Below are 22,307 nucleotides of genomic sequence, written 5' to 3'. Positions count from 1 at the left end.
GTACACTCCACTACAATTCAACCGAACTGTTATGCATATGAATCCAGCACAGTTGGGGGTGCGATGAAACGGGACGGAACGCGAATTCGAGCTGTGATGGGGGAGGTCCAGGCCAGGATAGCCTCTCGAAGCTACACACCAGGTGCGAGAATTCCTTCAGTTCGCGCAATGGCTCAGAGCATGCAAGTATCGGTTTCTACCGTCTTGGAGGCTTATGAACGGTTAACCGCAGAAGGTGTACTTAGCGCTCGCCCTGGCTCCGGTTTTTACGTAGCTGGGCCAGTTGCGCCATTGGCACTGACCGAGCTCGGCCCCAAACTTGATCGTGATGTCGACCCGCTGTGGATCTCGCGCCAGTCGCTGGAAACTTCCAGTGATGCGTTGAAACCAGGATGCGGGTGGCTGCCCGCATCCTGGCTGTACGAAGCAGGCTTGCGTAAAGCTCTTCGAATGGTTGCGCGTTCTGACACGTCGAAATTGACTGAGTACGCTTCACCGCTTGGGCATCCGCCTCTCAGGCAATTCTTGTCGCGACGACTGGCAGGCGTTGGTATCGAAGCCCCTCTGGAACAGATCATGCTCACTGAGTCCGGCACTCATGCTATCGACCTGATCTGCCGTTTTCTGCTGCAACCGGGTGACACTGTCCTGGTCGACGATCCCTGTTATTTCAATTTTCACGCATTACTCAAAGCACATAGGGTGAACATCGTCGGAGTCCCCTACACCGCAACGGGTCCAGACATCGAGGCGTTCGGCGCTGCCCTGCGCGAGCACGCGCCGCGGTTGTACATAACGAACTCCGGCATCCACAACCCGACCGGGGCCACCTTGTCACCAGTCACAGCACACAGGCTGCTAAAGCTGGCCGACACCTCCAGCCTGGTAATTGTCGAGGACGACATCTTCGGCGATTTCGAGAATACCCCCGCGCCACGACTGTCTGCCTTCGATGGCCTCGCTCGTGTGATCCAAATCGGTAGTTTTTCCAAGACCATTTCCGCTTCAATCAGATGCGGCTACATCGCTTCGCGCAGGGAGTGGATCGAGAGCCTGGTCGACCTCAAGATTGCGACCACATTCGGGGGTGGGCGCATGGCTGCGGACATCGTTCATCAAGCCATTACCGATAGCGGGTACCGAAAGCACATGGAAGGTGTCCGCTTCAGGTTAGCCCAGGAAATGGGCAAAACAGTAGCGAGGCTTCAGGCGATTGGTATCAAGCCATGGATGGTTCCCCAGGCAGGCATGTACGTGTGGTGCCAACTCCCTCAGGGTAAGGATGCAGCGACGCTGGCCAGAGCTTGTTTGAAGGACGCAGTGGTGCTCGCGCCCGGAAATGCTTTCAGCCAGTCCATGACTGCGGGAGATTTCCTGCGTTTCAACGTCGCTCAATCGGGTGACAGCAAGATCTACGAAGTGTTGAAACGGGCTCTGAATGCATAGTCTCGGGACCGATCCAGCGGCGACTCATCCTGTTCTAGCTGCTTTCAAGGCGTGCATGGCATATCCTTACGCCACGCAATCAACTTCGAAGCAGTGAATTGAACGATGGGTTTTGAACAACTAGCAGAGCTACGTGACCGTCTCCGGTCGGAAAAAGAGCAGGTAAAGGCTGAGGGTGGGAAACACCCCAAGCGCAAGCCTTCCCCGCAGGCGAAGCCTCGCGACCTTGATCCGGCAGTGCAAGCGATCTGGCCCTTGCAGAAGCATTTTCCCTTGGCCTTCCCCGTCAATCCGGCGCCCAAGGTGCCGCTCAAGGAGGGCATTTTCAAGGATGCCGAGCAGCACCTCGAACTGCTCGGCTTGACCCGCGAACAGCTCAAGCTGGGCATTTCTACCTGGTGCAAGGGAGCTCGATACTGGGCAGCCATGGTGGAGAATGCGCCGCGCCTGGACTTGAATGGGCAACCGTCTGGCATTGTGACCGCCGCTCAGGCGCTGCATGCCAAGCAACAAGCTTCGCGCCAACGTAGCCAGGGCCGACGCAAGCGTGTGAAGTCAGAAGCGAGTGCCCCGGCCTCTACCGCCGATATCACAGCGGAGCAGATCACCGACTGAGACCGGTCGGGCTCTGCCCTGTGCTTTCCCGGCAAACTACGCTGGGGGAGGACCTATTGTCACTTCGTGGGTATGCGCTGTAGCCGTGGGAGCTGGCCTGCCGGCGATGGGCCGCAAAGCGGCCCCAATCGCTTGACTGACCGGCATCAAGGCATACCCCCCGTCAACAGTAATCATCGTTGTACTTAGGTGCCCGAGGGTTGATGAACACATACTCGAGCTCATCAGCAAGCAGCCGGGCTTCGCGCGTGAGCAGTTCCTGGTTTCGATAAACCAGTGAGATATTGAGCGCGGGCACTTGCTCCTCAAGGTTCAGTATCTCCAACCCCTGGTCGGTGCGGTTGACGTAGTCGAGCATGCGAAGCGGCCAATAGCTGATCACATCAGTGGCGCGCGCCAGTTCGCAGAAGATGATCCCGGCGGAGCACTCAAGGATGTTTTCAGGTGGCGCAAGCCGATACTGCTCGAACATCATGCCGATCTGAGAACTTTCCAGCGGCTCCTGCAACAGCCAGCGTTGTTCGCGTAGCTGCTCAAGACAGCGTACCTTGCGCAGCGGGTGGCCTTTGCGCACAGCCAGCGCGGTGGGTTGATTGTACAGCTCGGTCCATTGAAACCCATCGCCGTAGCGGCTTGCCGGCTGGCATGACAATGCCAGGTCCACCTGCCCTTCACGCAGGCTTTCCATCAGTTTTGAGGGGCGCATCTCGTGAATGCGCAGGCGCACCAGTGGGTAGCGCTCGCTGTACTGATTTATGGCTGCGATCACCTGCGCCCTGGGTGTCGCCGGTGACAGGCCGATCGAAACCCGGCCATGGGTTTGGCCCTTGAGCGCCGCAATCTCTTCACGGGCGCGGCTGGCCTCTTCAAGCATCAGGCGCGCCCTGCGCACCAGGCGTTCGCCGTACTCGGTGGTGGTGATGCCGCGGTTGGAGCGTACCAGCAGCGGCACCCCCAGGGACGTCTCAAGTTCCTTGATGGTCCTGGAGAGCGCGGGCTGGGAAAGATGCAGCAAGCGTGCGGTTTCCTGAAAGCTGCCGCTCTCGCAGATGGTGACCAACACTTTCAGTTGATGGAGCTTCATAGGCTATGCACATCGGCTAGGTGGAGCAGCGTTGGCGTCCTGCCGGCCGCCCGCTGCCCGGGGCTTTCAGGACTCGCGTGAGAGTGCTTGTGAACGGGAATGTGCGGCCTGCACGGCGGCGTCGACCAACCGACGCAAGCCGTCATTGTGTTCAAACGAGGCGATCGCCGCCGCCGTGGTGCCATTGGGCGAGGTGACTGCGGTGCGCAACTCTACAAAGTCTGCGCCTGGCTGGGTTTGCAGCTTCGCGGCACCCAGCGCTGTCTGCGCTGCCAGGGTCTTTGCCAGTTCCGGGCTCAGGCCAAGTGCTACACCTGCTGCGGCGAGGGCTTCGCTGAAAAGGTGGTAGTAAGCAGGGCCGCTGCCGGACAACGCCGTCACGGCATCCAGCAGGCCCTCGTGCTCCACCCAGCTGGCGCTACCGACGGCTTCGAACAGCCGAGTCACCCGCTCGCGCAGGTTTGCATCCAGGTCAGGGGTGGCGAACAGGCCGGTGCAGCCCGCGTTGACCAGTACCGGCGTGTTGGGCATCGCGCGTACCACCGGGCAGCTGTGGCCCAGTGCCAGGCTGAGCTTGTCATGGGGTACACCTGCTGCGACAGAAATCACCACGGCGTGCTCGCGTACTGCACGGGGTAGGGCGGCCAGTACCTCGCACGCGTAGTTTGGCTTGACCGCCACCACGATGATGTCAAAAGGCAGTGCAGGCAGGGCTTCGACGTTGCTGTAGAGGGTGACTTGGCTGGCTGTTTGCAGATAGGGGTCAACGGCGCTGACATGGTTGACCAGGCCGGCCTTGAGCCAGGCTTGGCCAATGGCGCTGCCCATGCGGCCGTAGCCCAGGAAAAGTGCGTTCATGGTTGTTCCTCGTGGTGGTGCGAAAGTGCGCAGCGCAAGGATGCGCTGCGCCGGTTCCGATCGTGGGCCTAGCAGATGGTCATGAGATTGGCGTTACCACCGGCCGCAGCTGTGTTGACGCTAAGGGCATGCTCGATCAGCAGGCGTTCCAGTGGAATGTCAGTGTCTGCCCGCCCCAGGCCGTGCACGCCGACGATGGCGCCGCGGCGCCGTGCAGACAGCTGGCTGACGTGGCGCAATTGATCGCTATCGCCATGGTGCAGAATCGCGTCGAAATGGGCGTCCGGGTCGGTCCAGTCGCTGATGCTGTCGATGCGCGCTTGCACCGATGCTGGCAGTTCTGCGCGTAGGGCCTGATGGCTATCGAGCCATAGCGCGCGGCTGCCGACCGCCAGGCTGGCGGCGAGTTGGGCGAGCAGGTCCAGGCGGTTTTCGGCCAGGTTCAGCACCACCTCCCGCGGCAGCAGGGTGTAGCTGTTGCGCTCACCGGTGGGGCCGGCGAGCAGGTGAGTGGTGTAGCTTTGCGACTGCTCCAGATAGCGGGCGAACAGGTTGGCGATTTCCGGTTCTTTCTGCTCGGCCCAAGCGGCAAAGGCCGTGCGCGCATTTTCCAGGTCTGTGGGGGCTGCAACCGCATGCCCATCGCCGTCAGCCAGGGCCTGCGCCACGGCATCGTGCGGGCGGGTGGCGAGCAGGCGATACAGGTACAGCGGGCCACCTGCCTTCGGGCCGGTGCCGGACAGCCCTTCACCGCCGAACGGCTGTACGCCGACCACGGCCCCGACGATGTTGCGGTTGACGTAGAGGTTGCCCACGCGGGCGGTATCGACCACCTGGGCGATGGTCTCGTCGATGCGGGTATGCACGCCAAGGGTCAGCCCGTAACCGCTGGCGTTGATCTGCTCCAGGAGTTGGTTGAGCTCGCTGCGCTCGTAGCGCACCACATGCAGCACGGGGCCGAAGATCTCCCGTTCCAGTTCGTCGAGACTGTCCAGTTCGATCAGGGTTGGCAGCACGAAGGTGCCCCGTTGCAGCACCTGGCCGTCGGCCCGGGCAGCCTGGAAGACGGTACGGCCTTTACGGCGCATGTGCTCGATGTGGTTGACGATGTTGTCCCGGGCTTCGCGGTCGATCACCGGGCCTATGTCTGTATCCAGGCGCTCTGGCGAGCCGACGCGGTATTCAGCCATCGCGCCACGCAGCATCTGGCAGACGTGGTCGGCCACGTCTGCCTGCACGCACAGCACCCGCAGCGCTGAACAGCGCTGGCCGGCGCTATCGAACGCAGAGCTGATGACATCCACGACCACCTGTTCGGCCAGTGCCGAGGAGTCGACGATCATGGCGTTCATGCCGCCTGTTTCGGCGATCAGCGGCAGCGTCTGGCCCTGGCCATCCAGGCGGCCGGCAAGGTTGCGGCTGAGGATGCCGGCGACCTCGGTGGAGCCGGTGAACATTACCCCCCTGATTTTGCTGTCACCGACCAGGCTCGCCCCAACGGTCTCGCCCCGGCCTGGCAGCAGTTGCACGACGCCGGTCGGCACGCCGGCTTCATGGAGGATGCGCACGGCCTGGGCCGCGATCAGCGGCGTCTGCTCGGCAGGTTTGGCCAGCACTGTGTTGCCAGCGGCCAGGGCGGCGGCGACTTGGCCACTGAATATCGCCAGCGGGAAGTTCCAAGGGCTGATGCACACCACAGGGCCCAGTGGGCGATGGCTGTCGTTGCTGAAGCTGCCAGCCTGGGCACCGTAGTAGCGCAGGAAATCGACCGCTTCACGGACTTCGGCGATCGCATTGCTGAAGGTCTTGCCAGACTCGCGTACCAGCAGGCCCATCAGTTGCTGCATCTCGCTTTCCATCAGGTCGGCGGCGCGCTCCAGAATGGCCGCGCGCTCGGCGGGCAGGGTCGACTGCCAGATCGGGCCGCTGGCCTGGGCGCACAGAATGGCGTTTTGCACATCGCTTTCGTTGGCTTCGTACACCTGACCGATCAGGTCGCGATGATCCGCCGGGTTGCGCACGGCGGTGACGGTGCGCGGGTGGCTGCAATCGTTGCTTGACGTTGGCCCGGCAGTGTAGGGCTGGTTGGCGCTGGCGAGCAGCGCCGAGGACAATGAGCCAAGCCGGTGCTCATTGGACAAGTCAAGGCCGCCGGAGTTGAGGCGGGTGGTGCCATACAGGTTGCGCGGAAGCGGGATGCGCGGGTGCGGCAGGCCTAGCGCGCCTTCCTGACCGGCCATCTTCTCTACCTGCAGCACCGGGTCTTCGACCAGCTCATCAAGGCTAATGGAGCGATCGGCGATACGGTTGACGAACGAGGTGTTGGCGCCGTTTTCCAGCAGGCGGCGCACCAGGTAGGCCAGCAGGGTCTCGTGGCTGCCGACCGGTGCATAGATGCGGCACGGGCGGTTCAGCTTGCCATCGGCCACTTTGCCCACCACCTGCTCGTACAGTGGCTCGCCCATGCCATGCAGGCACTGGAATTCGTATTGACCCGGGTAGTAGTTTTGCCCGGCGATATGGTAAATGGCCGCCAGTGAGTGAGCATTATGGGTGGCGAACTGCGGGTAGATGGCCTCCGGTACCGACAGTAGCTTACGGGCGCAGGCAATGTAGGACAGGTCGGTGTAAACCTTGCGGGTGTAGACCGGGTAGCCTTCCAGGCCGTCGATCTGGGCGCGCTTGATCTCGCTGTCCCAATAGGCGCCCTTGACCAGGCGGATCATCAGGCGGTGGCGGCTGCGCTTGGCCAGGTCGATGACGTAGTCGATCACGTACGGGCAGCGCTTCTGGTAGGCCTGGATGACGAAGCCGATGCCGTTCCAACCGGCCAGTGATGGCTCGAAGCACAGGCGCTCGAGCAGGTCGAGCGACAGCTCCAGGCGGTCGGCCTCTTCAGCGTCGATGTTCAGGCCGATGTCGTACTGCCTGGCCAGCAGGGTCAGCGACAACAGGCGCGGGTACAGCTCTTCCATCACGCGCTCGTACTGGGCGCGGCTGTACCGCGGGTGCAGCGCCGACAGCTTGATCGAGATGCCCGGGCCTTCATAGATGCCGCGCCCGTGCGAGGCCTTGCCGATGGAATGGATCGCCTGTTCGTATGCGGCAAGGTAGTTCTGCGCGTCATGCTCGGTCAGTGCAGCTTCACCCAGCATGTCGTAGGAGTAGCGGAAGCCTTTTGCTTCACGACGTGCCGCGTTGGCCAAGGCCTCGCCGATGGTTTCACCGGTGACGAACTGCTCGCCCATCAGGCGCATGGACATGTCCACACCCTTGCGAATCAGTGGTTCGCCACTCTTGCTGATGATGCGGTTGAGTGAGGACGACAGGCCCGTCTCATTGTGGGTCGACACCAGTTTGCCGGTGATCAGCAGGCCCCACGAGGCGGCGTTGACGAACATCGACGGGCTCTGCCCCAGGTGCTGGCTCCAATTGCCATTGGCGATCTTGTCGCGGATCAAGGCGTCACGGGTGCCCTTGTCGGGGATGCGCAGCAGGGCCTCGGCCAGGCACATCAATGCCACCCCTTCCTGCGACGACAGCGAGAACTCCTGCAGCAGGCCTTGTACCAGCCCCTGACGGCCGCCGGCGCTTTTCTGGTTACGCAGCTTCTGGGCGATGCTGTAAGCCAACTGGTGAGACGCTTTCGCCATCTCTGCCGGCTGGCGCGCCTGCTCCAGCAGCATTGGTACGGCGTCCGCTTCGGGGCGGCGGTAGGCTGCGGTGATGGCAGCGCGCAGCACCGATTGCGGAAGGACGCTTTCGGCGAAGTCGAGAAATACCTGCAAGGCGCCCTCATCCAGGTGTTCTGCCTGTTCTTCGCCTGCAACAGCGGCCAGGCCAGACTGCCGAGCGGGCGTCATGCCGCCTTCGATCTGCTCCAGGTAGTTGAAAATGGCCTGTTTGATCATCCAGTGCGGCGTCTGGGCTATTTGTTGTGCAGCCTGTTTGAGTCGCTCGCGGGTGGCGTCGTCAAGCTTTACGCCAAGTGTGGTGGTTGCCATGTTGTTATCACCGGGTAGGTAGTTGGCTAAACGGAACGGTGCGCAGATTAAACCCGGAATCAATAAAGGTGCAACCTAGTGCAACCCAATAGTTCCAATGAACTTTATTGGATGTTTGTTCAATAAAAATAATTATGTGCCGGCCCAAGGCAGCAAACGTTTGGCACGTGCATGGCGCGCACTGCAATGGTGCATTTTGGTCTCATTCACCCATTTTGTTATACCTATAGCAAAATGTGTGGTTGCACCTTGTGCCCGATGAAAACTAGGATCGGTGCTACCCAGTGATACTTGGGTCATTGTGGCCCAACCCAAAAAAAATAAGGCATAACACATGAGCAATTCCCTCGCCGAGGCGCAATCGGCCAAGACCCGTCGCCGCGCGTTGGTCGCCAGCCTCACAGGCAGTTCGATCGAGTGGTTCGACTACTTTCTTTACGGAACAGCCGCCGCGCTGGTGTTCAACAAACTGTTCTTTCCTAACTTCGATCCGGTCGTTGGGCTGTTACTGGCTTACTTGTCGTTTTCCCTGACGTTCTTTATTCGGCCTATTGGCGGCGTACTGTTTGCCCATATCGGCGACCGCATCGGGCGCAAGAAAACTCTGGTCATCACGTTGTCGCTGATGGGGGGCGCAACCGTGTTGATCGGCTGCCTGCCTACTTATGAACATATCGGCGTCTGGGCACCGATCCTGTTGATCCTGCTGCGGGTGGTCCAGGGCCTTGGCATTGGAGGCGAGTGGGGTGGGGCTCTGTTGCTGGCCTATGAATACGCACCGGCCAACCGCAAGGGCCTGTTCGGCAGCGTGCCGCAAGTGGGCGTGACCCTCGGCATGCTGCTCGCCACCATGGCCGTGAGCCTGATGGCGATGCTGCCCGAGGAAGACTTCCTGTCCTGGGGCTGGCGTGTGCCCTTCGTGCTGAGCGCCGGCCTGGTGTTCCTCGGCCTGTGGATCCGTCACGGCCTCGACGAAACTCCGGACTTCAAGAAAGCCAAGGCCAGCGGTAACGTTTCGAAAATGCCGGTGGTGGAGACGCTGCGCAATCACTGGCGTGAAGTGCTGATCGCTGCGGGCCTGAAAGTGGTCGAGACGGCGCCGTTCTATATCTTCTCGACCTTCGTGGTCAGCTATGCGGTAAACAACCTCGGCTACCAGAAAGTCTCGGCGTTGAACGCCGTGATGATCGGTGCCCTGGTGGCCTCGCTGCTGATCCCGGTCATGGGCTGGCTGTCTGACCGCATCGGCCGCAAGCGCGTGTACATCGGCGGCATCCTGGCCATTGCGCTGTACATCGTGCCGTATTTCATGCTGCTCGATACCCGCACCCAATGGGGCATCACCGTCGCCACCGTCATCGGCTTCGGCGTGCTCTGGGCGCCGGTCACCGCCGTGCTCGGCACCTTGTCTTCGGAAATATTCTCCACCCGCGTGCGCTACACCGGCATCACCCTGGGCTACCAGCTGGGCGCTGCACTGGCGGGCGGCACGGCTCCACTGATCGCAACCTGGCTGCTGTCCGAGTACAAGGGCGACTGGCAGCCGGTGGCCCTGTACATGCTGGCAACCGTAGCCATCTCGCTGGTCGCCATCCTGTCCGTTGGTAAACGTCGCAAAGACGACGAAATTCAAGGCGGCGCTCGCGCTTCCTGAATGCAATGACCGGAGCCTGCGCGCTCCGGGTTCTATCTGTCGCCACTCCGTATCCGTTCCCCGGGCCTGCCTTGCCATGGCAGCCCCGCGGGGGCGTGCGTCCTAATAAAAGCAATACACAAGGGAGAGTCGCTTCACATGAAGAGAAAACTATTGAATCTGGCCATTCTTGCGGCCATGGGGAGTTTCGGCGGGCAGGCACTTGCCGCAGGGTTCATCGAAGACAGCACGGCAAAGCTGGAGCTACGCAACTTCTATTTCAACCACGATTTCCGTGACACCGATACCCAGACCCAGGACGAGTGGGGCCAGGCCTTCCTGCTCAACGTGCAGTCCGGTTTCACCCAGGGGCTGGTCGGCTTCGGGGCAGATGCCACCTACACCCTCGGCGTGAAGCTCGATGCACCGGGTGCGCGGTCCATTTTTCCGGCCGACAGCGACGGCGAGGCCGTGGACAACTTCAGCCGCGGTGGCCTGACTGGCAAGGTACGCCTGTCAAAGACCGAGGCCCGCTATGGCATCCTCACGCCGAAGCTGCCCATCCTCTGGTCGAACGACGGCCGCATGCTGCCGCAGCTGTTCGAAGGCGGGCAGATCACTAGCAACGAGATCGACAACCTGACCCTCACTGGCGGCCAGATCGAGCATGTGGTGGGCCGTATGTCGAGCAACTTCACCGGCATGTCGATCGCCGGCGGTAGCCAGGAAAGCAACCATCTGCGTTTTGCCGGGGGCGACTACAAAGGCATCAAGGACCTGACCCTGCAGTATTACTTCGCCAACCTCGAAGATTATTACGACCAGCACTTCCTCGGTGCATTGCACAGCCTGGCACTAGGCCCCGGCGTGCTCAAGACCGACCTGCGCTACTTCCGCACCACCTCTGATGGCAAGAATGCCGACCGTGCTGCAGGCTACCTGGCATCGACCAATGCCAGCGGCAACGATGGCGAACTGGACAACTCGACCTGGAGCGCCAAGTTCACCTACGCCCTGAGCGGCCATGCCCTGACCCTGGGTTACCAGCAGGTGTCGGACGACAGCGTCTTCACCCAGTTGAACCAGGGCGGCCTGGCCAACGAGGGCGCAGGGGGCACCAGTACTTATGTGATCACCGACAGCCTGGTGCAGAACTTCACCTACGCGGGTGAGCGCACCATCCTGGGCGGCTACGCCTACGACTTCGCCGCGCTCGGCGTACCAGGCCTGAACGCCAGCGTCACCTGGCTCAAGGGCGACCAGATCAAGACTGCCGTTGGTTCCGACCGTGAAGAGTGGGAGCGCGACATCGTACTGAGCTATGTGGTGCAAGGCGGGCCATTGAAAGGCGTGGGCGTCGCCTGGCGCAACGGCGTACTGCGCAGCGACGTGCTGGGCGATATCGATCACAACCGCCTGACCGTCAGTTACACCGTGCCTATCTGGTAAGGGCTTCGAAGCGATGCAATGAATTTTTCCTCCTCCCGCAACCCTCGGGAGGACCGGAGCGGTGCGTCCGTGATTTGCCACGAGCGACTCAGGGAGCATCGGTGCTTGAGCTGTTTTGCCCCGCTGGCGCAGGGGGCTGCATGACGCAGTGAGCGACGGCGACGCCGTCACGATCATTCCAAGGAGACAGTTATGCCTTTCAAGTTCCGCTCCATGCTTATTTCGACTTCGATGTTATTTACCCTGGCCACGGCCGCGCCGTTCGCGTCTGCCGCTGACGCTGTGCAGATGGGCGCCGTGCTCTCCCTGACGGGCGCCAACGCCACCGTTGGCGAAGACGTGCGCCGCGCCGTGAAGCTGGCTGAAGACAAGGTCAACGCCGACGGTGGTGTGCTCGGCAAGCCATTCCAGGTCATCGTCGAAGATTCCGGCGGCAATCCCACCACCGCCATCAACGCCGCACGCAAGCTGGTCAGCGTCGACAAGGTGCCGGTGGTGATCGGCGAATACTCGTCGGGTATCAGCATCCCGATGGGCCAGTATCTGGTGAAAGAGGGCGTGGTGCATATCAACATCGCCAGCACCAGCGTGAAGATCCGCGACCTGGGCAGTAGCTCGTTCAACCTGATCGGCCTGGAAGACAAGGGCAACAAGTTTTCTTCCCAGGATGCCTGGGACCTGGGCTTTCGTAACGTCGCCGTCCTGGCACCGAACAATGCCTACGGTCAGGGCGTAGCACACGGTTTTCGCGCCGAGTTCGAAAAGCTCGGCGGCAAGATCGTCAACGAGACGCTCTACACCGCCGGCCAGTCAACCTACCGCCGCGAACTGCAACAGATCGCCCGCAGCAAACCGGACGCATACATCTACACCGCCTATGGGCAGGAGTCTGCGGTCATCAACCGCGAGGCACTGGAGCTGGGGCTGCGTGAACAGCCGTGGTACGCGATCCTGTTGTCCATGAGCCTGTCGGACACGCCGGCCAACATCGCCCAGGGCCAGTTGGGGATGGAGGTTGGGTCGTTCGTTGGCCCGACCGGCAAGGCCTACGCCGATGCCTTCGCCGCCAAATACAAGGAAGGCATGAAAACCTCCTACACCGGCTATGCCTACGACGCTGTGCTGATGGCGGCCAAGGCGATCGAAAAGGCCGGCAGCACCGAGCCGGCCGCAGTACAGGCTGCGCTCAAGGAAGTGGGCAAGGGCTATGACGGCGTGACTGGCACAGTCGCCTTCGACGACGGCCGCCAGCGGCTCGACCCGCCCTACGCCAAGCTCAAGTATGACGGCGGCAAAGTCGTACCTCGATAAGTACGCGATACGCCCGCCCGGTTCGCCGGGCGGGCTTGTGCCTGCTCTTGCGGAGTGTTTTCCATGTTGCAGTTCCTGATCGATACCTTGCTGCGGGCAACCGACCTGGCGCTGATCGCCTTCGGCCTCAGCCTGGTGTATGGCCTGGTCAAGTTTCCCAATATCGCCCACGTACAGTACGCCATGCTTGGTGCGTACCTGACCTATGGTCTGGATGCCGCCGGCGTGCCCTTGCCGCTGGCCTTGCTGTTTGCTGCACTGCTGGTCGGTGTCCTGACCCTGGTGCTGCAGCGCCTGGTGTTTCAGCGCCTGCTCAAAAGTGGCCCGGCCATCGCCATGATCGGCTCGCTGGCCATCGCCATGCTGCTGGTCGCCGCGCTCCAGGGCAGCGCGGGTACCTTCCCGCGGATGTTCGAGCTACCCCTGAAGGCGCCGATCCTGTTGGGCGATGCGCGCATCACCCACACCCAGCTGTACTTCTTCGCCACCACCCTCGTTCTGCTGGCAGCGTTCACCGTGGCACTGTTCCATACCCGTCTGGGGCGTGCCATGCGCGCGCTGGCCGGCAACCCGGCACTGGCCAACGCCAGCGGCCTGCACGCTGCCCGGATCACCCTGATGGTGACTTTCGCCAGTGGTGCCATCGCAGGTCTTGGCGGCGGCCTGCTGGCATTGTCCACCGGTGCCCACATCAACCTGGGGCATGACTTGCTCCTGCCGGTGTTCGCTGCGGCCATCCTCGGTGGCCTTGGCAACCCCATGGGTGCGGTCGCCGGCGCCTTGTTGATCGCCTTCACCGAAACCCTGGTCACCAACCTGAACTTCGGTTGGCTGGTGGGCCGGGAAATGGCCTTCCTGCCGGTGTCCTACATCAGCGGCGCTGCGTTCCTGATCCTGCTACTGGCATTGCTGTTCAAGCCCTACGGCCTGTTCGACCGGGAGGTGCGCCGTGTTTGATTTCCTTGTTTCCGCGCTCACCTTCGCCAGCCTCTATGGCCTGATGGCACTGGGGCTCAACCTGCAGGCCGGCTATGGCGGCCTGCTCAATTTCGGGCACATCGCCTTCGCCGGCCTGGGCGCCTACGCCACCGGCATCGCGGTCCAGGCTGGCTATTCGCCATGGCTCGGCATGGCCTTTGGTGTGCTTCTGGCCATGGGTCTGGGCGGGTGCGTGGCCCGCCTGGGGCGCAAGCTGGCTTCGGACTACTGGGGTATCGCCACCCTGGCAATTGCCGAAATCCTGCGCGTGGTGGCGACCAACGAGGGCTGGCTTACCGGTGGAGCGCAAGGCATCGGCGCGATCCCTACGCTGTTCGACGGTGTGGGCTTTCTGGTGATGATGCTGGTGCTGCTGGGGATCGCTACGCTGCTCTGCCAGCGCCTTGCCGATGGCCGTTTCGGCCGTGCCCTGCGGCTGATGCGCGAGGAACCGCAACTGGCCGCCTGCATGGGGTATGACCTGACCTCGCTGAAGTCGAGGGCGATCATGGTCAGCGCTGCGCTAACCGCCATCGCCGGTTCGCTGTACGCCCACTTCATGAGTTATGTCGGCCCTGACTACCTGCTCGCCTCCGAGACCTTCCTGCTCTGGACCATGTTGATGATCGGTGGCCTGGGCAACCTGCGCGGCGTGCTGCTGGGGGTGTTGTTGGTACAGGCCGCCTACAGCCTGGTGCCTTTCGCCAAGGATTACCTGGGCTTTGATTCCGACCTTGCCGGCGCCCTGCGCCTGGGCCTGATCGGCGCGATCCTGCTGGCCTGCCTGATGTGGCGCAGCGAAGGTCTGATCCCTGAAAAAGTAAGGAAGATCGCATGAGTGCTTCGCGCGAATACCTGCTCAATGTGCAATCGGTAGCCAAGGCCTTTGGCGGCAACCAGGTGCTGCGTGACGTGAGCTTCAACGTGCAGCGCGGCGAAATCGTCGGCCTGCTTGGGCCCAACGGCTCCGGCAAAAGCACCTTGCTCAACTGCATCACGGGTTTTGAAGCGGTGGATGGCGGCGCCATTGCGCTGGGAGCACGGCGTATCGAGCGGTTGCAGGCCCACCGTATCGTCCGCCACGGCATTGCCCGGACTTTCCAGCTGCCTTCCATGCCCACCAAGATGTCGGTCATCGAAGTGGCGATGGCAGCCTGCACTCGCCAGCACGGTGTGTTCGCCACGCTGCTCGGCCTACCGGCGCTGCGCCGGGCCGAAGAGCAGGCGCGGGCCAAGGCCGAGCGGCTGATCGATGAGTTGCTGCTCAGCCCTGTGCGCGACCTGCCGGCTTCGGCGCTGTCGGGTGGGCAGAAGAAACTGCTGGGCATTGTCTGCGCCTTGATGGGCGAGCCGGAACTGGTGCTGCTCGACGAGCCTACCGCCGGGGTGCACCCCAACCTGCGCCGTGACCTGGTGGCAGCGCTCAAGCGCCTCAATGCCCAGGGCATGACGCTGGTGATCGTCGAGCATGACATGCACTTCATCCGCGATGTCTGCAGCCGCTGCGTGGTTCTGGACCGCGGCGAGATCGTCGCCAGTTGCAGGCCGGACAAACTGGCCTCCAACGCGCGGGTGATCCAGGCCTACCTGGGTGGCCGTCACAGCCCGCAAGCCATCGAGGAGAACGCGCCATGATCGAAGTGAAGGACGTCGTCGCCGGCTACAGCGCCGAGGTGGACATCCTGCGCGGCATGACTTTGCATGCCGAACAGAAGGAAATCGTTACTTTGCTGGGCCCTAATGGTTGCGGCAAGAGCACCTTGCTCAAGACCATCGCCGGTTACCTGCTGCCGCGCAAGGGGCAGGTCCTGCTGCAGGGGCAGGACGTGTCGCGGGTAGCGGTGCACGAGAAGATCCGCCGCTGCCGGCTTGGCTTCGTGCCGCAGACCGACAACGTGTTCGCCAGCCTGAGCATCCGCGAAAACCTCCACGTGGGCGGGCACTACCAGCGCCCCCAGGACAACCAGCGACGTATCGATGAACTGTGCACGGCCTACCCGATCCTGGCAAAGAAGTTCAACGCACCCGCGGCGTCCATGTCCGGTGGTGAGCGGCAGATCCTTGCCCTGGCCCGGGCGCTGATGCCCAGGCCCAGCCTGCTGCTGCTCGATGAACCCTCGGCGGGCCTGTCGCCCAAAGTGCTGCTGGAAGTGTTCGAAGCCATCCAGCAGGTTCGCGACCAGGAAGGCGTGACCATCCTGATGGTGGAGCAGAACGCGATGGAGGCGCTGCGCATCTCCGACCGCGCCTATGTGCTGTCGATGGGCAGTGTGGCGTTGACCGGCAATGCTCGGGAGCTGATGTACGACCCGCAAGTCAGCGAACTGTACCTGGGAGGGCGGGTCGCCTGAGACTCTGCCTGCATTCGCGTCCTCGCGCTCCTGGGGCCGCGAATGGCGTAGAGCGTGTTTGGCCGCGCAGGGTTTACTGCGCGGCCCTTTTTAGAGCCTTGATGATGAAATTCAGCCACAAGATTCTGTTGGCCGCTGCCCTGGTCGTGGTCAGCGCCTTCGCTTCGTTCACCCTGTACAACTACATCTGGCAAAAGCGCCTGCTGGCCCGAGAGCTGCAAAGCCAGCTGCGCGAGGTTGGCGCCCTGGCCGCCGACAGCGTTCACAACTGGCTTGGCGGGCGAGTGCTGCTGGTGGAAAGCCTGGCACAGCGCTTGGCCGCCGATACCCGCGAAGCCGCCGTCGAGCAGGCCTTCGGCCAGGATGTGCTGAAAAACACCTTCAACATGGTGTACCTGGCGCGCGCCGATGGCAGTTTCAGCATTCGCCCGCAGCAAGATATGCCCGCCGGTTATGATGCTCGCCAGCGCGATTGGTACCAGCGTGTGCAGGCGCGCAACGACAGCGTCCTCACCGAGCCTTATGTCAATGCCGCTACCCAGGAAATGATCATGGCCGCCGCTGCCCCGGTGGTGCGTGCCGGCGAATTGCTTGGGGCGGTGGGCGCGGGAATGCCGATCGATACGCTGGTCCAGATCATCGGCAGCGTCGACCTGCAGGGCAAAGGCTATGCCTATCTGGTCAATGGCGCTGGAAAGATCCTGGTGCATCCCCAGACTGACCTGATCAACCGTCGCCTCAACGAACTGGACCCGGCGCAACCCCTGAAAGTCAGTCGTGACCTGCAAGAGCACAAGGTGAATGGACAGGTTCGCATCGATACCTTCGTCCCGGTACCGGGGCTGCCGGGTGCCGACTGGTATGTCGGGCTTTCGGTGGATCGTGACCTTGCTTACCAGCAACTGCGCGACTTCAGTGGTTCGGCGTTGATCGCCATGCTGGTGTCAGTGCTGTTGGTGATGCTCGCCCTTGGTGTGCTGCTGCGTTTGCTGCTAAAGCCGTTGCTGCGCATGATCGTCGCCATGCAGGACATCGCCGCCGGTGAAGGCGACCTTACCCAGCGCCTGCCTGCCACCGGCCGGGACGAGCTGGCCCAGCTGGCCCAGGCGTTCAACCTTTTCGTCGAGCGCATGCAGCGCACCATCGGGCTGGTCGCCAATGGCAGTGTCGGCGTCGATGAAGGTGCGCGCAGCGTGGTCCAGGCCAGCCAGGCTACCCTGCGCCAGTCAAGCGAACTGGTGCAGCGCAGCGACACGGTTGCCGCTGCCATCGAGCAATTGGGTGCCGCCGCCCAGGAAATCGCCGGCAACGCCGCCAATGTTTCGGTGCAAAGTGCTGCGGCGCGCAACCAGGCCGAGCAGGGCCAGCGTATTCTCAGCGATGGTTCCACGGCACTTGGTGCGCTCGCGGCGCAAGTTGAAACCGCCCGCGCGAGCATGGAGCAATTGGGCGGCCAGACCGAAGCCATCGGCCGCATCCTCGAAGTGATTCACAGCATCGCCCAACAAACCAATTTGCTGGCGCTCAACGCAGCCATTGAAGCTGCGCGAGCAGGGGAGTCTGGCCGAGGTTTCGCGGTGGTGGCGGACGAGGTGCGTCAACTGGCACATCGCAGCCAAAGGTCGGCCCAGGAGATCCATGCCATGATCGAATCGCTGCAGGTCGGCGCCCAAGCGTCGATCGCCTCGATGGTAGCCAGCCACCAGCACGCCGAGCGCAGCGTTCACGTCATCGCTCAGGCCTGCGAGGGTATTGATGCAGTGATTGGGCGTCTGGCCGATATCGATGACATGAACCAGTCCGTCGCTGCCGCCACGGATCAGCAACGTGCGGTGGTCGAGTCGATCGGTCGCGAAGTGGGCGAAATCGTCACGCTCAATCAGCATGTGCAGGCGGGTCAAGAGCAGACGTTGGGAGTGTGTGAAAAGCTGGATGGGCGTTCGCGGGAGTTGCGTCGATTGGTGGCGAGCTTCTGTATCGAGAAATAGTCCAGAGGCTTGTGTGGTCGTTGGGATGTTGACCTGCGGTTTGCGGTGCTGCGCGAGTCGAGCGCCGGTGCGGCGCTCGATCTCAAGGGTGCGCAAGAAATTGGCCTTTCAGGCGACCATCACCCCAGCGCCGGTGTCCGTGGCGGGATCATGCGGCGTGAGCCGGTCGCTTCGAAGGCTGCCGCAAAACTCAACAGCGCATTGTCACTGTAGGCACGCCCGGCGAAGGTCAGCCCCACCGGCATGCCGATGTCAGCCATCACGCCCATTGGCACGGTGACGGTCGGTACGCCCAGGTGGCGGATGGCGAGGTTGCCGTTGGCTACCCAGATGCCGTTGCTCCATGCGATGTCCGCCGAGGCCGGGTTCACGTCGGCATCGGCCGGGCCAACGTCGGCCACGGTCGGGAACAGCACCGCATCGAGGCCTTGGGCGTCCATCCAGTCTTCCAGGTCCAGCTTGCGGGTCTTTTCCAGCCCGCGCAGGCCGTCGGGCAGGGTTTCGATCTGGTCCCAGCGCTTCAGGCCGCGTTTGGCCATGTTGACGTACTCGTCCATGCCGGCAGCCAGATCGTCCTCACGGTTGGGCAGGGTGCCTGGGTCGTGGGGGAAGATTTGCGGGCCGTCGACATCGGCCAGGCGGTTGAGCTTGGGGTCGTTGTTGGCACGCAGGAAGTCGTCGAAGCCCCAGCCGGACAGTTCCCACAGCTCGTCATGCAGGAACGCCTTGCTGACGATACCGCGGTTGTAAACGGTCGGTGCGCCGGGCCGATCGCCTTCGCAGTTGGAGACCAGTGGGAAGTCCACTTCAACCACTTCAGCGCCCGCTGCTTCCAAGGCCTGGCGCGCCTGTTGCCACAGGTCGATGACCGTGGCACGGGTGTTGATGCGCTGGCCGGTCGGGCCACCGATGCCAGGTTTCTCGGACGTACCGGCCTCGGGGTCGGCGTTGATGTACATGCGCGGTACGCCGAAACGCTTGCCCTTGAGCGCGCTGGCGTCAACCGCCAGGTCCAGGTAGGACGCCGGGCGTACCGAAGAGGCGGCCGGGATTGGCACCCAAGGTTGCAGGCGCCAGAGGTCGCCACGCTTGTCGGCATCGTCGGCAACCACCACATCCAGCACTTCCAGCAGGTCGGCCATGGTGCGGGCGTAGGGCACTACCACGTCCATGGTCGGTGTCAGCGGCCAGTTGCCGCGTACCGAAATGACCCCGCGCGATGGGGTGTAGGCGCACAGGCCGTTGTTAGAGGCCGGGCCACGGCCACTGGACCAGGTTTCCTCGGCCAGGCCGAAGGCGCTGAAGCTGGCAGCGGTGGCGGTGCCGGCACCGTTGGATGAGCCGGAGGCGAACGGTGCGGTCAGGTAGTCGGCGTTGTACGGGCTTTCGGCACGGCCGTAGACGCCGCGCTGCATGCCACCGTTGGCCATGGGCGGCATGTTGGTCTTGCCCAGGCAGATGGCGCCGCCGGCGCGCAGGCGCTCGACGGTGAACGCGTCGCGCTGGGCCACCAGGTCTTTGAACGCCGGGCTGCCGGATGCAGCGGTCAGGCCCTTGACCAGGTAGCTGTCCTTGGCGGTGTAAGGGATGCCATCGAGCGGGCCGAGCAGTTCGCCACGGGCGCGGCGCGCGTCGGAAGCCTCGGCCTCCTTGAGCGCCTCTGGATTGCGGACTACCACCGCGTTCAGCGCGGTGGGGGTATCGGCTCCATCGTAGGCGTCGATGCGCGCCAGGTAGGCCTTGACCAGCTCGACCGCCGTCGTGCGGCCCTTTTCGAGCGCGTCGCGCAGCTCGGCAATGGAAACCTCGGTTACCTCGATCATGCTTTCACCAAAATTTTGTGCAGGTGGGGGCTTTTGCGAGGAGTGTACAAGAAGGGCTGGGCGGAAGCAGGTTTGCGCAGGGGCAAATGGTTTTTTGCAGCGGGGCATTGTCTGGCCCTGCGGCTGCCGGCTTGCTGGGCAAAGGGCCGCTTGGCGGCCCATACGCGCTTAATCCAGATCTGCCGCCCAATGGCGCTCGGGCACCTGGCTGGCTTCATCTCCCCAGGTGCGGTTGACCCGGGTGCCCCGCTGCACGGCCGGCCGCTGCGCGATCGCCTCGGCCCAGCGTTGCACCTGCGGGTATTCATGCACGGCAAGGAACTCTGCTGCGCCATACAGGTTGCCGCGTACCAGTTGGCCATACCACGGCCACACGGCGATATCGGCGATGCTGTACTCATCGCCACCCAGGTAGCGGCTTTGCGCAAGGCGCCGCTCAAGCACGTCCAGCTGGCGCTTGGCTTCCATGGTGAACCGGTTGATGGCGTATTCGAACTTTTCCGGGGCATACACGTAGAAGTGGCCAAAGCCCCCACCCAGATAAGGCGCCGAACCCATCTGCCAGAACAGCCAGTTCAGGGTTTCGGTACGCGCGGCCGCACCGGTGGGCAGGAAGGCTGCGAATTTCTCGGCCAGGTACAGCAGGATCGAACCCGATTCGAATACCCGAACCGGTGGCTCGACGCTGCGATCGAGCAGGGCGGGGATCTTCGAGTTGGGGTTGACCTCAACGAACCCGCTGGAGAATTGGTCGCCTTCGCCGATGCGGATCAACCAGGCGTCGTACTCGGCGCCGCTGTGGCCCAGGGCCAGCAGTTCTTCAAGAAGGATGGTGACTTTCACGCCGTTGGGGGTTGCCAGCGAGTACAGCTGCAACGGGTGCTTGCCAACAGGCAGCGCCTTGTCGTGGGTAGGGCCGGCGATCGGGCGGTTGATACTGGCGAACTGGCCGCCAGAGGCTGACTCATTGCGCCAGACCTTGGGCGGAACATAGGGGGACTTGCTCATGCAGGGGCTCCTTGAGTGGCGCAGACGGTCACATACAGGCGTTGACCCGCATCTATGCCACGGGTTCGCAGAAAAGTGCAAATCCGGTGGCGCGGGCCAGGGTATCAACACGTTTAGCGGCCACGCCGCCGCGACACGCGCGCCTCGATGTTCTTGCGGCCAATCAGCAGCGGCGGTTTTTCCACTACCGGCTCGTCGGCCAGCCATTTGTACATCACCAGGCAGTCCACCAGGCCCAGGCGGGCGTGGCGGTAAGCCTTGGGCAAGCGGCCGACGGTCTCGAAGCCCAGTTTGTGCCATAGCGCCACGGCCACTTCATTGCTGGCCACCACCGAGTTGAACTGCAGCGCCAGGAAGCCTTCCTGACGCGCCAGTTTCTGTGAGTGTTCGCACATCAGCCTGGCCACGCCGCGACCACGGGCGGCTTCGGCGACCATGTAGCCGCAATTGCCAACATGGGCACCGGGGCCGGCGGCATTGGCCTCGAGGTAGTATGCCCCCAGCAACTCACCGTCCTGCTCGGCCACCAGCGTGTGCAAAGGCAGCTCCAGCCATAGCTGGAGTGCCTGTTCGAAGCTCAGGGCAGGGTCGTAGGCGTAGGTTTCGCGGGCCTGGACAACGGCCTGGAAGGTGGGCCAGAAACGCTCGAAGTCCTCGGGCGTCATGGGGCGGATGTGGATCATGGCGGCAAAAGGCTCCCGGCCTGCTCAGATATAGATGAAGGCCAGCACCAAGGCCGCCACCACCAGCCACTTCTCCAGGTAGTAGCGCATGCGGTTGCGTTTTTTCAGTGCCTTGCCCCGTTCACGAATCTTGTAGATCCGGGTGAACAGGCGGTTGATGCCGCCAGTCTTGTCATTGGCATTGTTCGGCGCTGCCGCGGCAGCCATCACATTGCGGCTGAACCAGCGGTTGAACGCAGTCGCCCAGCGGTATTTCAGCGGGCGCTCGATGTCGCAGAACAGAATGATCCGGTTGTGCTCGGTGGTGTTGGCGGCGTAGTGGATGTAGGTCTCGTCGAACACCACGGCTTCGCCGTCACGCCAGGAATACTTCTCGCCATCCACATCGATGTAGCAGCCATCGTCGTTCGGTGTGTCAAGGCCCAGGTGGTAGCGATAGGAGCCGGCATAAGGGTCGCGGTGGCGCACCAGCTTGGCGCCCGGCGGCAGGGTCGCGAACATGGCTGCCTTGACCGTGCCGATGCCCTGCAGCAACTCGGTGGTGCGCGGGCACAGGTTCATCGCAGACGGGTGGCTTTCGCCGTACCATTTCAGGTAGAAGCGCTTCCAGCCGGTCTTGAAGAAGGAGTTGAAGCCAACGTCGTCGTAATTATCGGACTTCTTGATCTCGCCCACATGCAGCAACTGCTGGGCCTCCTGGCGGATTTCCTGCCAGTGGTCCTTGAGCGGCTGCAGCTCGGGGAACGCTTCTACCGGCAGATAGGGTTTGGCCGGGTGCCTGGAGAACAGGTAAAGGAAGCTGTTGACCGGGGCCAGGAAACTGGAGTGGTCACCCAATTGGCGGGTGAGCTTGTGGCGTACCCGACCGCGCAGATGAACATAGGCGATCGAGAGGGCAAAGATCAGTACGAGTGCAATTTTCATGGACGATTACTTGTCGAAAAATGGCCATGCGCCATGGCATAAGCCCGCCAGCATAAACAATCATGGGGGGAGTTTGTACAGATAGTTTGTACCGAGGTTGGCGAGATTTGCGGCCGACCAAGGTGTAATGGCCGCAGTTTGCGCAAACGTTT

Annotated in this window: 17 protein-coding genes; 10 read left to right on the top strand and 7 right to left on the bottom strand. The window is 62.6% G+C overall.

The window, feature by feature from the left end:
- The first annotated feature begins 63 nt into the window (after nucleotides 1–63).
- Both JOE27_RS06175 and JOE27_RS06170 read left to right on the top strand, forming a co-directional pair.
- On the top strand, nucleotides 64–1,446 hold the full coding sequence (locus JOE27_RS06175; RefSeq protein ID WP_119687281.1) for a PLP-dependent aminotransferase family protein: 1,383 nt from the start codon (nucleotides 64–66) through the stop codon (nucleotides 1,444–1,446).
- 105 nt (nucleotides 1,447–1,551) lie between these two features.
- A complete protein-coding gene (locus JOE27_RS06170; protein ID WP_115274482.1) occupies nucleotides 1,552–2,061 on the top strand; it encodes a ProQ/FinO family protein in 510 nt (169 codons plus the stop codon).
- A gap of 163 nt (nucleotides 2,062–2,224) precedes the next feature.
- Here the strand turns inward: JOE27_RS06170 and JOE27_RS06165 are convergent, their stop codons facing one another.
- From JOE27_RS06165 to putA, 3 genes are all read right to left on the bottom strand, one after another.
- A complete protein-coding gene (locus JOE27_RS06165) occupies nucleotides 2,225–3,145 on the bottom strand; it encodes a LysR family transcriptional regulator (RefSeq protein WP_119687279.1) in 921 nt (306 codons plus the stop codon).
- Nucleotides 3,146–3,211: 66 nt separating this feature from the next.
- A complete protein-coding gene (gene proC / locus JOE27_RS06160) occupies nucleotides 3,212–4,003 on the bottom strand; it encodes a pyrroline-5-carboxylate reductase (RefSeq protein WP_204918252.1) in 792 nt (263 codons plus the stop codon).
- Nucleotides 4,004–4,071: 68 nt separating this feature from the next.
- Nucleotides 4,072–8,007 carry a trifunctional transcriptional regulator/proline dehydrogenase/L-glutamate gamma-semialdehyde dehydrogenase gene (gene putA, locus JOE27_RS06155; protein WP_204918249.1) on the bottom strand — a complete coding sequence of 1,312 codons (3,936 nt, stop codon included), beginning with the start codon at nucleotides 8,005–8,007 and terminating at the stop codon, nucleotides 4,072–4,074.
- A gap of 334 nt (nucleotides 8,008–8,341) precedes the next feature.
- Between putA and JOE27_RS06150 the strand changes: the two genes are divergently transcribed.
- From JOE27_RS06150 to JOE27_RS06115, 8 genes are all read left to right on the top strand, one after another.
- Nucleotides 8,342–9,661 carry an MFS transporter gene (locus tag JOE27_RS06150; RefSeq protein ID WP_119687276.1) on the top strand — a complete coding sequence of 440 codons (1,320 nt, stop codon included), beginning with the start codon at nucleotides 8,342–8,344 and terminating at the stop codon, nucleotides 9,659–9,661.
- A 138-nt stretch (nucleotides 9,662–9,799) separates the two neighbouring features.
- Nucleotides 9,800–11,089 (top strand): OprD family porin, encoded by a 1,290-nt coding sequence (locus JOE27_RS06145; protein WP_115274487.1) that lies wholly within the window; start codon nucleotides 9,800–9,802, stop codon nucleotides 11,087–11,089.
- 192 nt (nucleotides 11,090–11,281) lie between these two features.
- Nucleotides 11,282–12,400: an ABC transporter substrate-binding protein gene (locus tag JOE27_RS06140; RefSeq protein ID WP_119687274.1), complete on the top strand. Its 1,119-nt coding sequence runs from the start codon at nucleotides 11,282–11,284 to the stop codon at nucleotides 12,398–12,400.
- 63 nt (nucleotides 12,401–12,463) lie between these two features.
- Nucleotides 12,464–13,357: a branched-chain amino acid ABC transporter permease gene (locus tag JOE27_RS06135; RefSeq protein WP_115274489.1), complete on the top strand. Its 894-nt coding sequence runs from the start codon at nucleotides 12,464–12,466 to the stop codon at nucleotides 13,355–13,357.
- The gene (locus JOE27_RS06130) at nucleotides 13,350–14,216 is read left to right on the top strand and encodes a branched-chain amino acid ABC transporter permease (RefSeq protein ID WP_115274490.1); all 867 of its coding nucleotides are present in this window, start codon (nucleotides 13,350–13,352) and stop codon (nucleotides 14,214–14,216) included. The genes JOE27_RS06135 and JOE27_RS06130 overlap by 8 nt, the downstream gene beginning before the upstream one ends.
- Nucleotides 14,213–15,013, top strand: coding sequence for an ABC transporter ATP-binding protein (locus tag JOE27_RS06125; RefSeq protein ID WP_115274491.1), 801 nt, complete (start codon nucleotides 14,213–14,215; stop codon nucleotides 15,011–15,013). The genes JOE27_RS06130 and JOE27_RS06125 overlap by 4 nt, the downstream gene beginning before the upstream one ends.
- Nucleotides 15,010–15,729 (top strand): ABC transporter ATP-binding protein, encoded by a 720-nt coding sequence (locus tag JOE27_RS06120; protein ID WP_115274492.1) that lies wholly within the window; start codon nucleotides 15,010–15,012, stop codon nucleotides 15,727–15,729. Before JOE27_RS06125 ends, JOE27_RS06120 begins: the two co-directional genes overlap by 4 nt.
- Nucleotides 15,730–15,830: 101 nt before the next feature.
- On the top strand, nucleotides 15,831–17,717 hold the full coding sequence (locus tag JOE27_RS06115) for a methyl-accepting chemotaxis protein (protein WP_204918247.1): 1,887 nt from the start codon (nucleotides 15,831–15,833) through the stop codon (nucleotides 17,715–17,717).
- 119 nt (nucleotides 17,718–17,836) lie between these two features.
- Here JOE27_RS06115 and JOE27_RS06110 read toward each other — a convergent pair whose 3' ends face one another.
- From JOE27_RS06110 to lpxO, 4 genes are all read right to left on the bottom strand, one after another.
- Nucleotides 17,837–19,540 carry an amidase gene (locus JOE27_RS06110; RefSeq protein WP_204918245.1) on the bottom strand — a complete coding sequence of 568 codons (1,704 nt, stop codon included), beginning with the start codon at nucleotides 19,538–19,540 and terminating at the stop codon, nucleotides 17,837–17,839.
- 168 nt (nucleotides 19,541–19,708) lie between these two features.
- On the bottom strand, nucleotides 19,709–20,548 hold the full coding sequence (gene yghU / locus JOE27_RS06105; protein ID WP_119687269.1) for a glutathione-dependent disulfide-bond oxidoreductase: 840 nt from the start codon (nucleotides 20,546–20,548) through the stop codon (nucleotides 19,709–19,711).
- Nucleotides 20,549–20,661: 113 nt separating this feature from the next.
- Nucleotides 20,662–21,231 (bottom strand): N-acetyltransferase, encoded by a 570-nt coding sequence (locus JOE27_RS06100; protein ID WP_204918243.1) that lies wholly within the window; start codon nucleotides 21,229–21,231, stop codon nucleotides 20,662–20,664.
- A gap of 24 nt (nucleotides 21,232–21,255) precedes the next feature.
- Nucleotides 21,256–22,155 (bottom strand): lipid A hydroxylase LpxO, encoded by a 900-nt coding sequence (gene lpxO, locus JOE27_RS06095; protein WP_046785785.1) that lies wholly within the window; start codon nucleotides 22,153–22,155, stop codon nucleotides 21,256–21,258.
- Nucleotides 22,156–22,307: the final 152 nt, after the last annotated feature.

The organism is Pseudomonas sp. M5 (assembly GCF_016907075.1).
GTDB lineage: Bacteria > Pseudomonadota > Gammaproteobacteria > Pseudomonadales > Pseudomonadaceae > Aquipseudomonas > Aquipseudomonas putida_E.
Note: the sequence above shows the minus strand (reverse complement) of the source record. Positions and strands in the feature narration are given on the sequence as shown.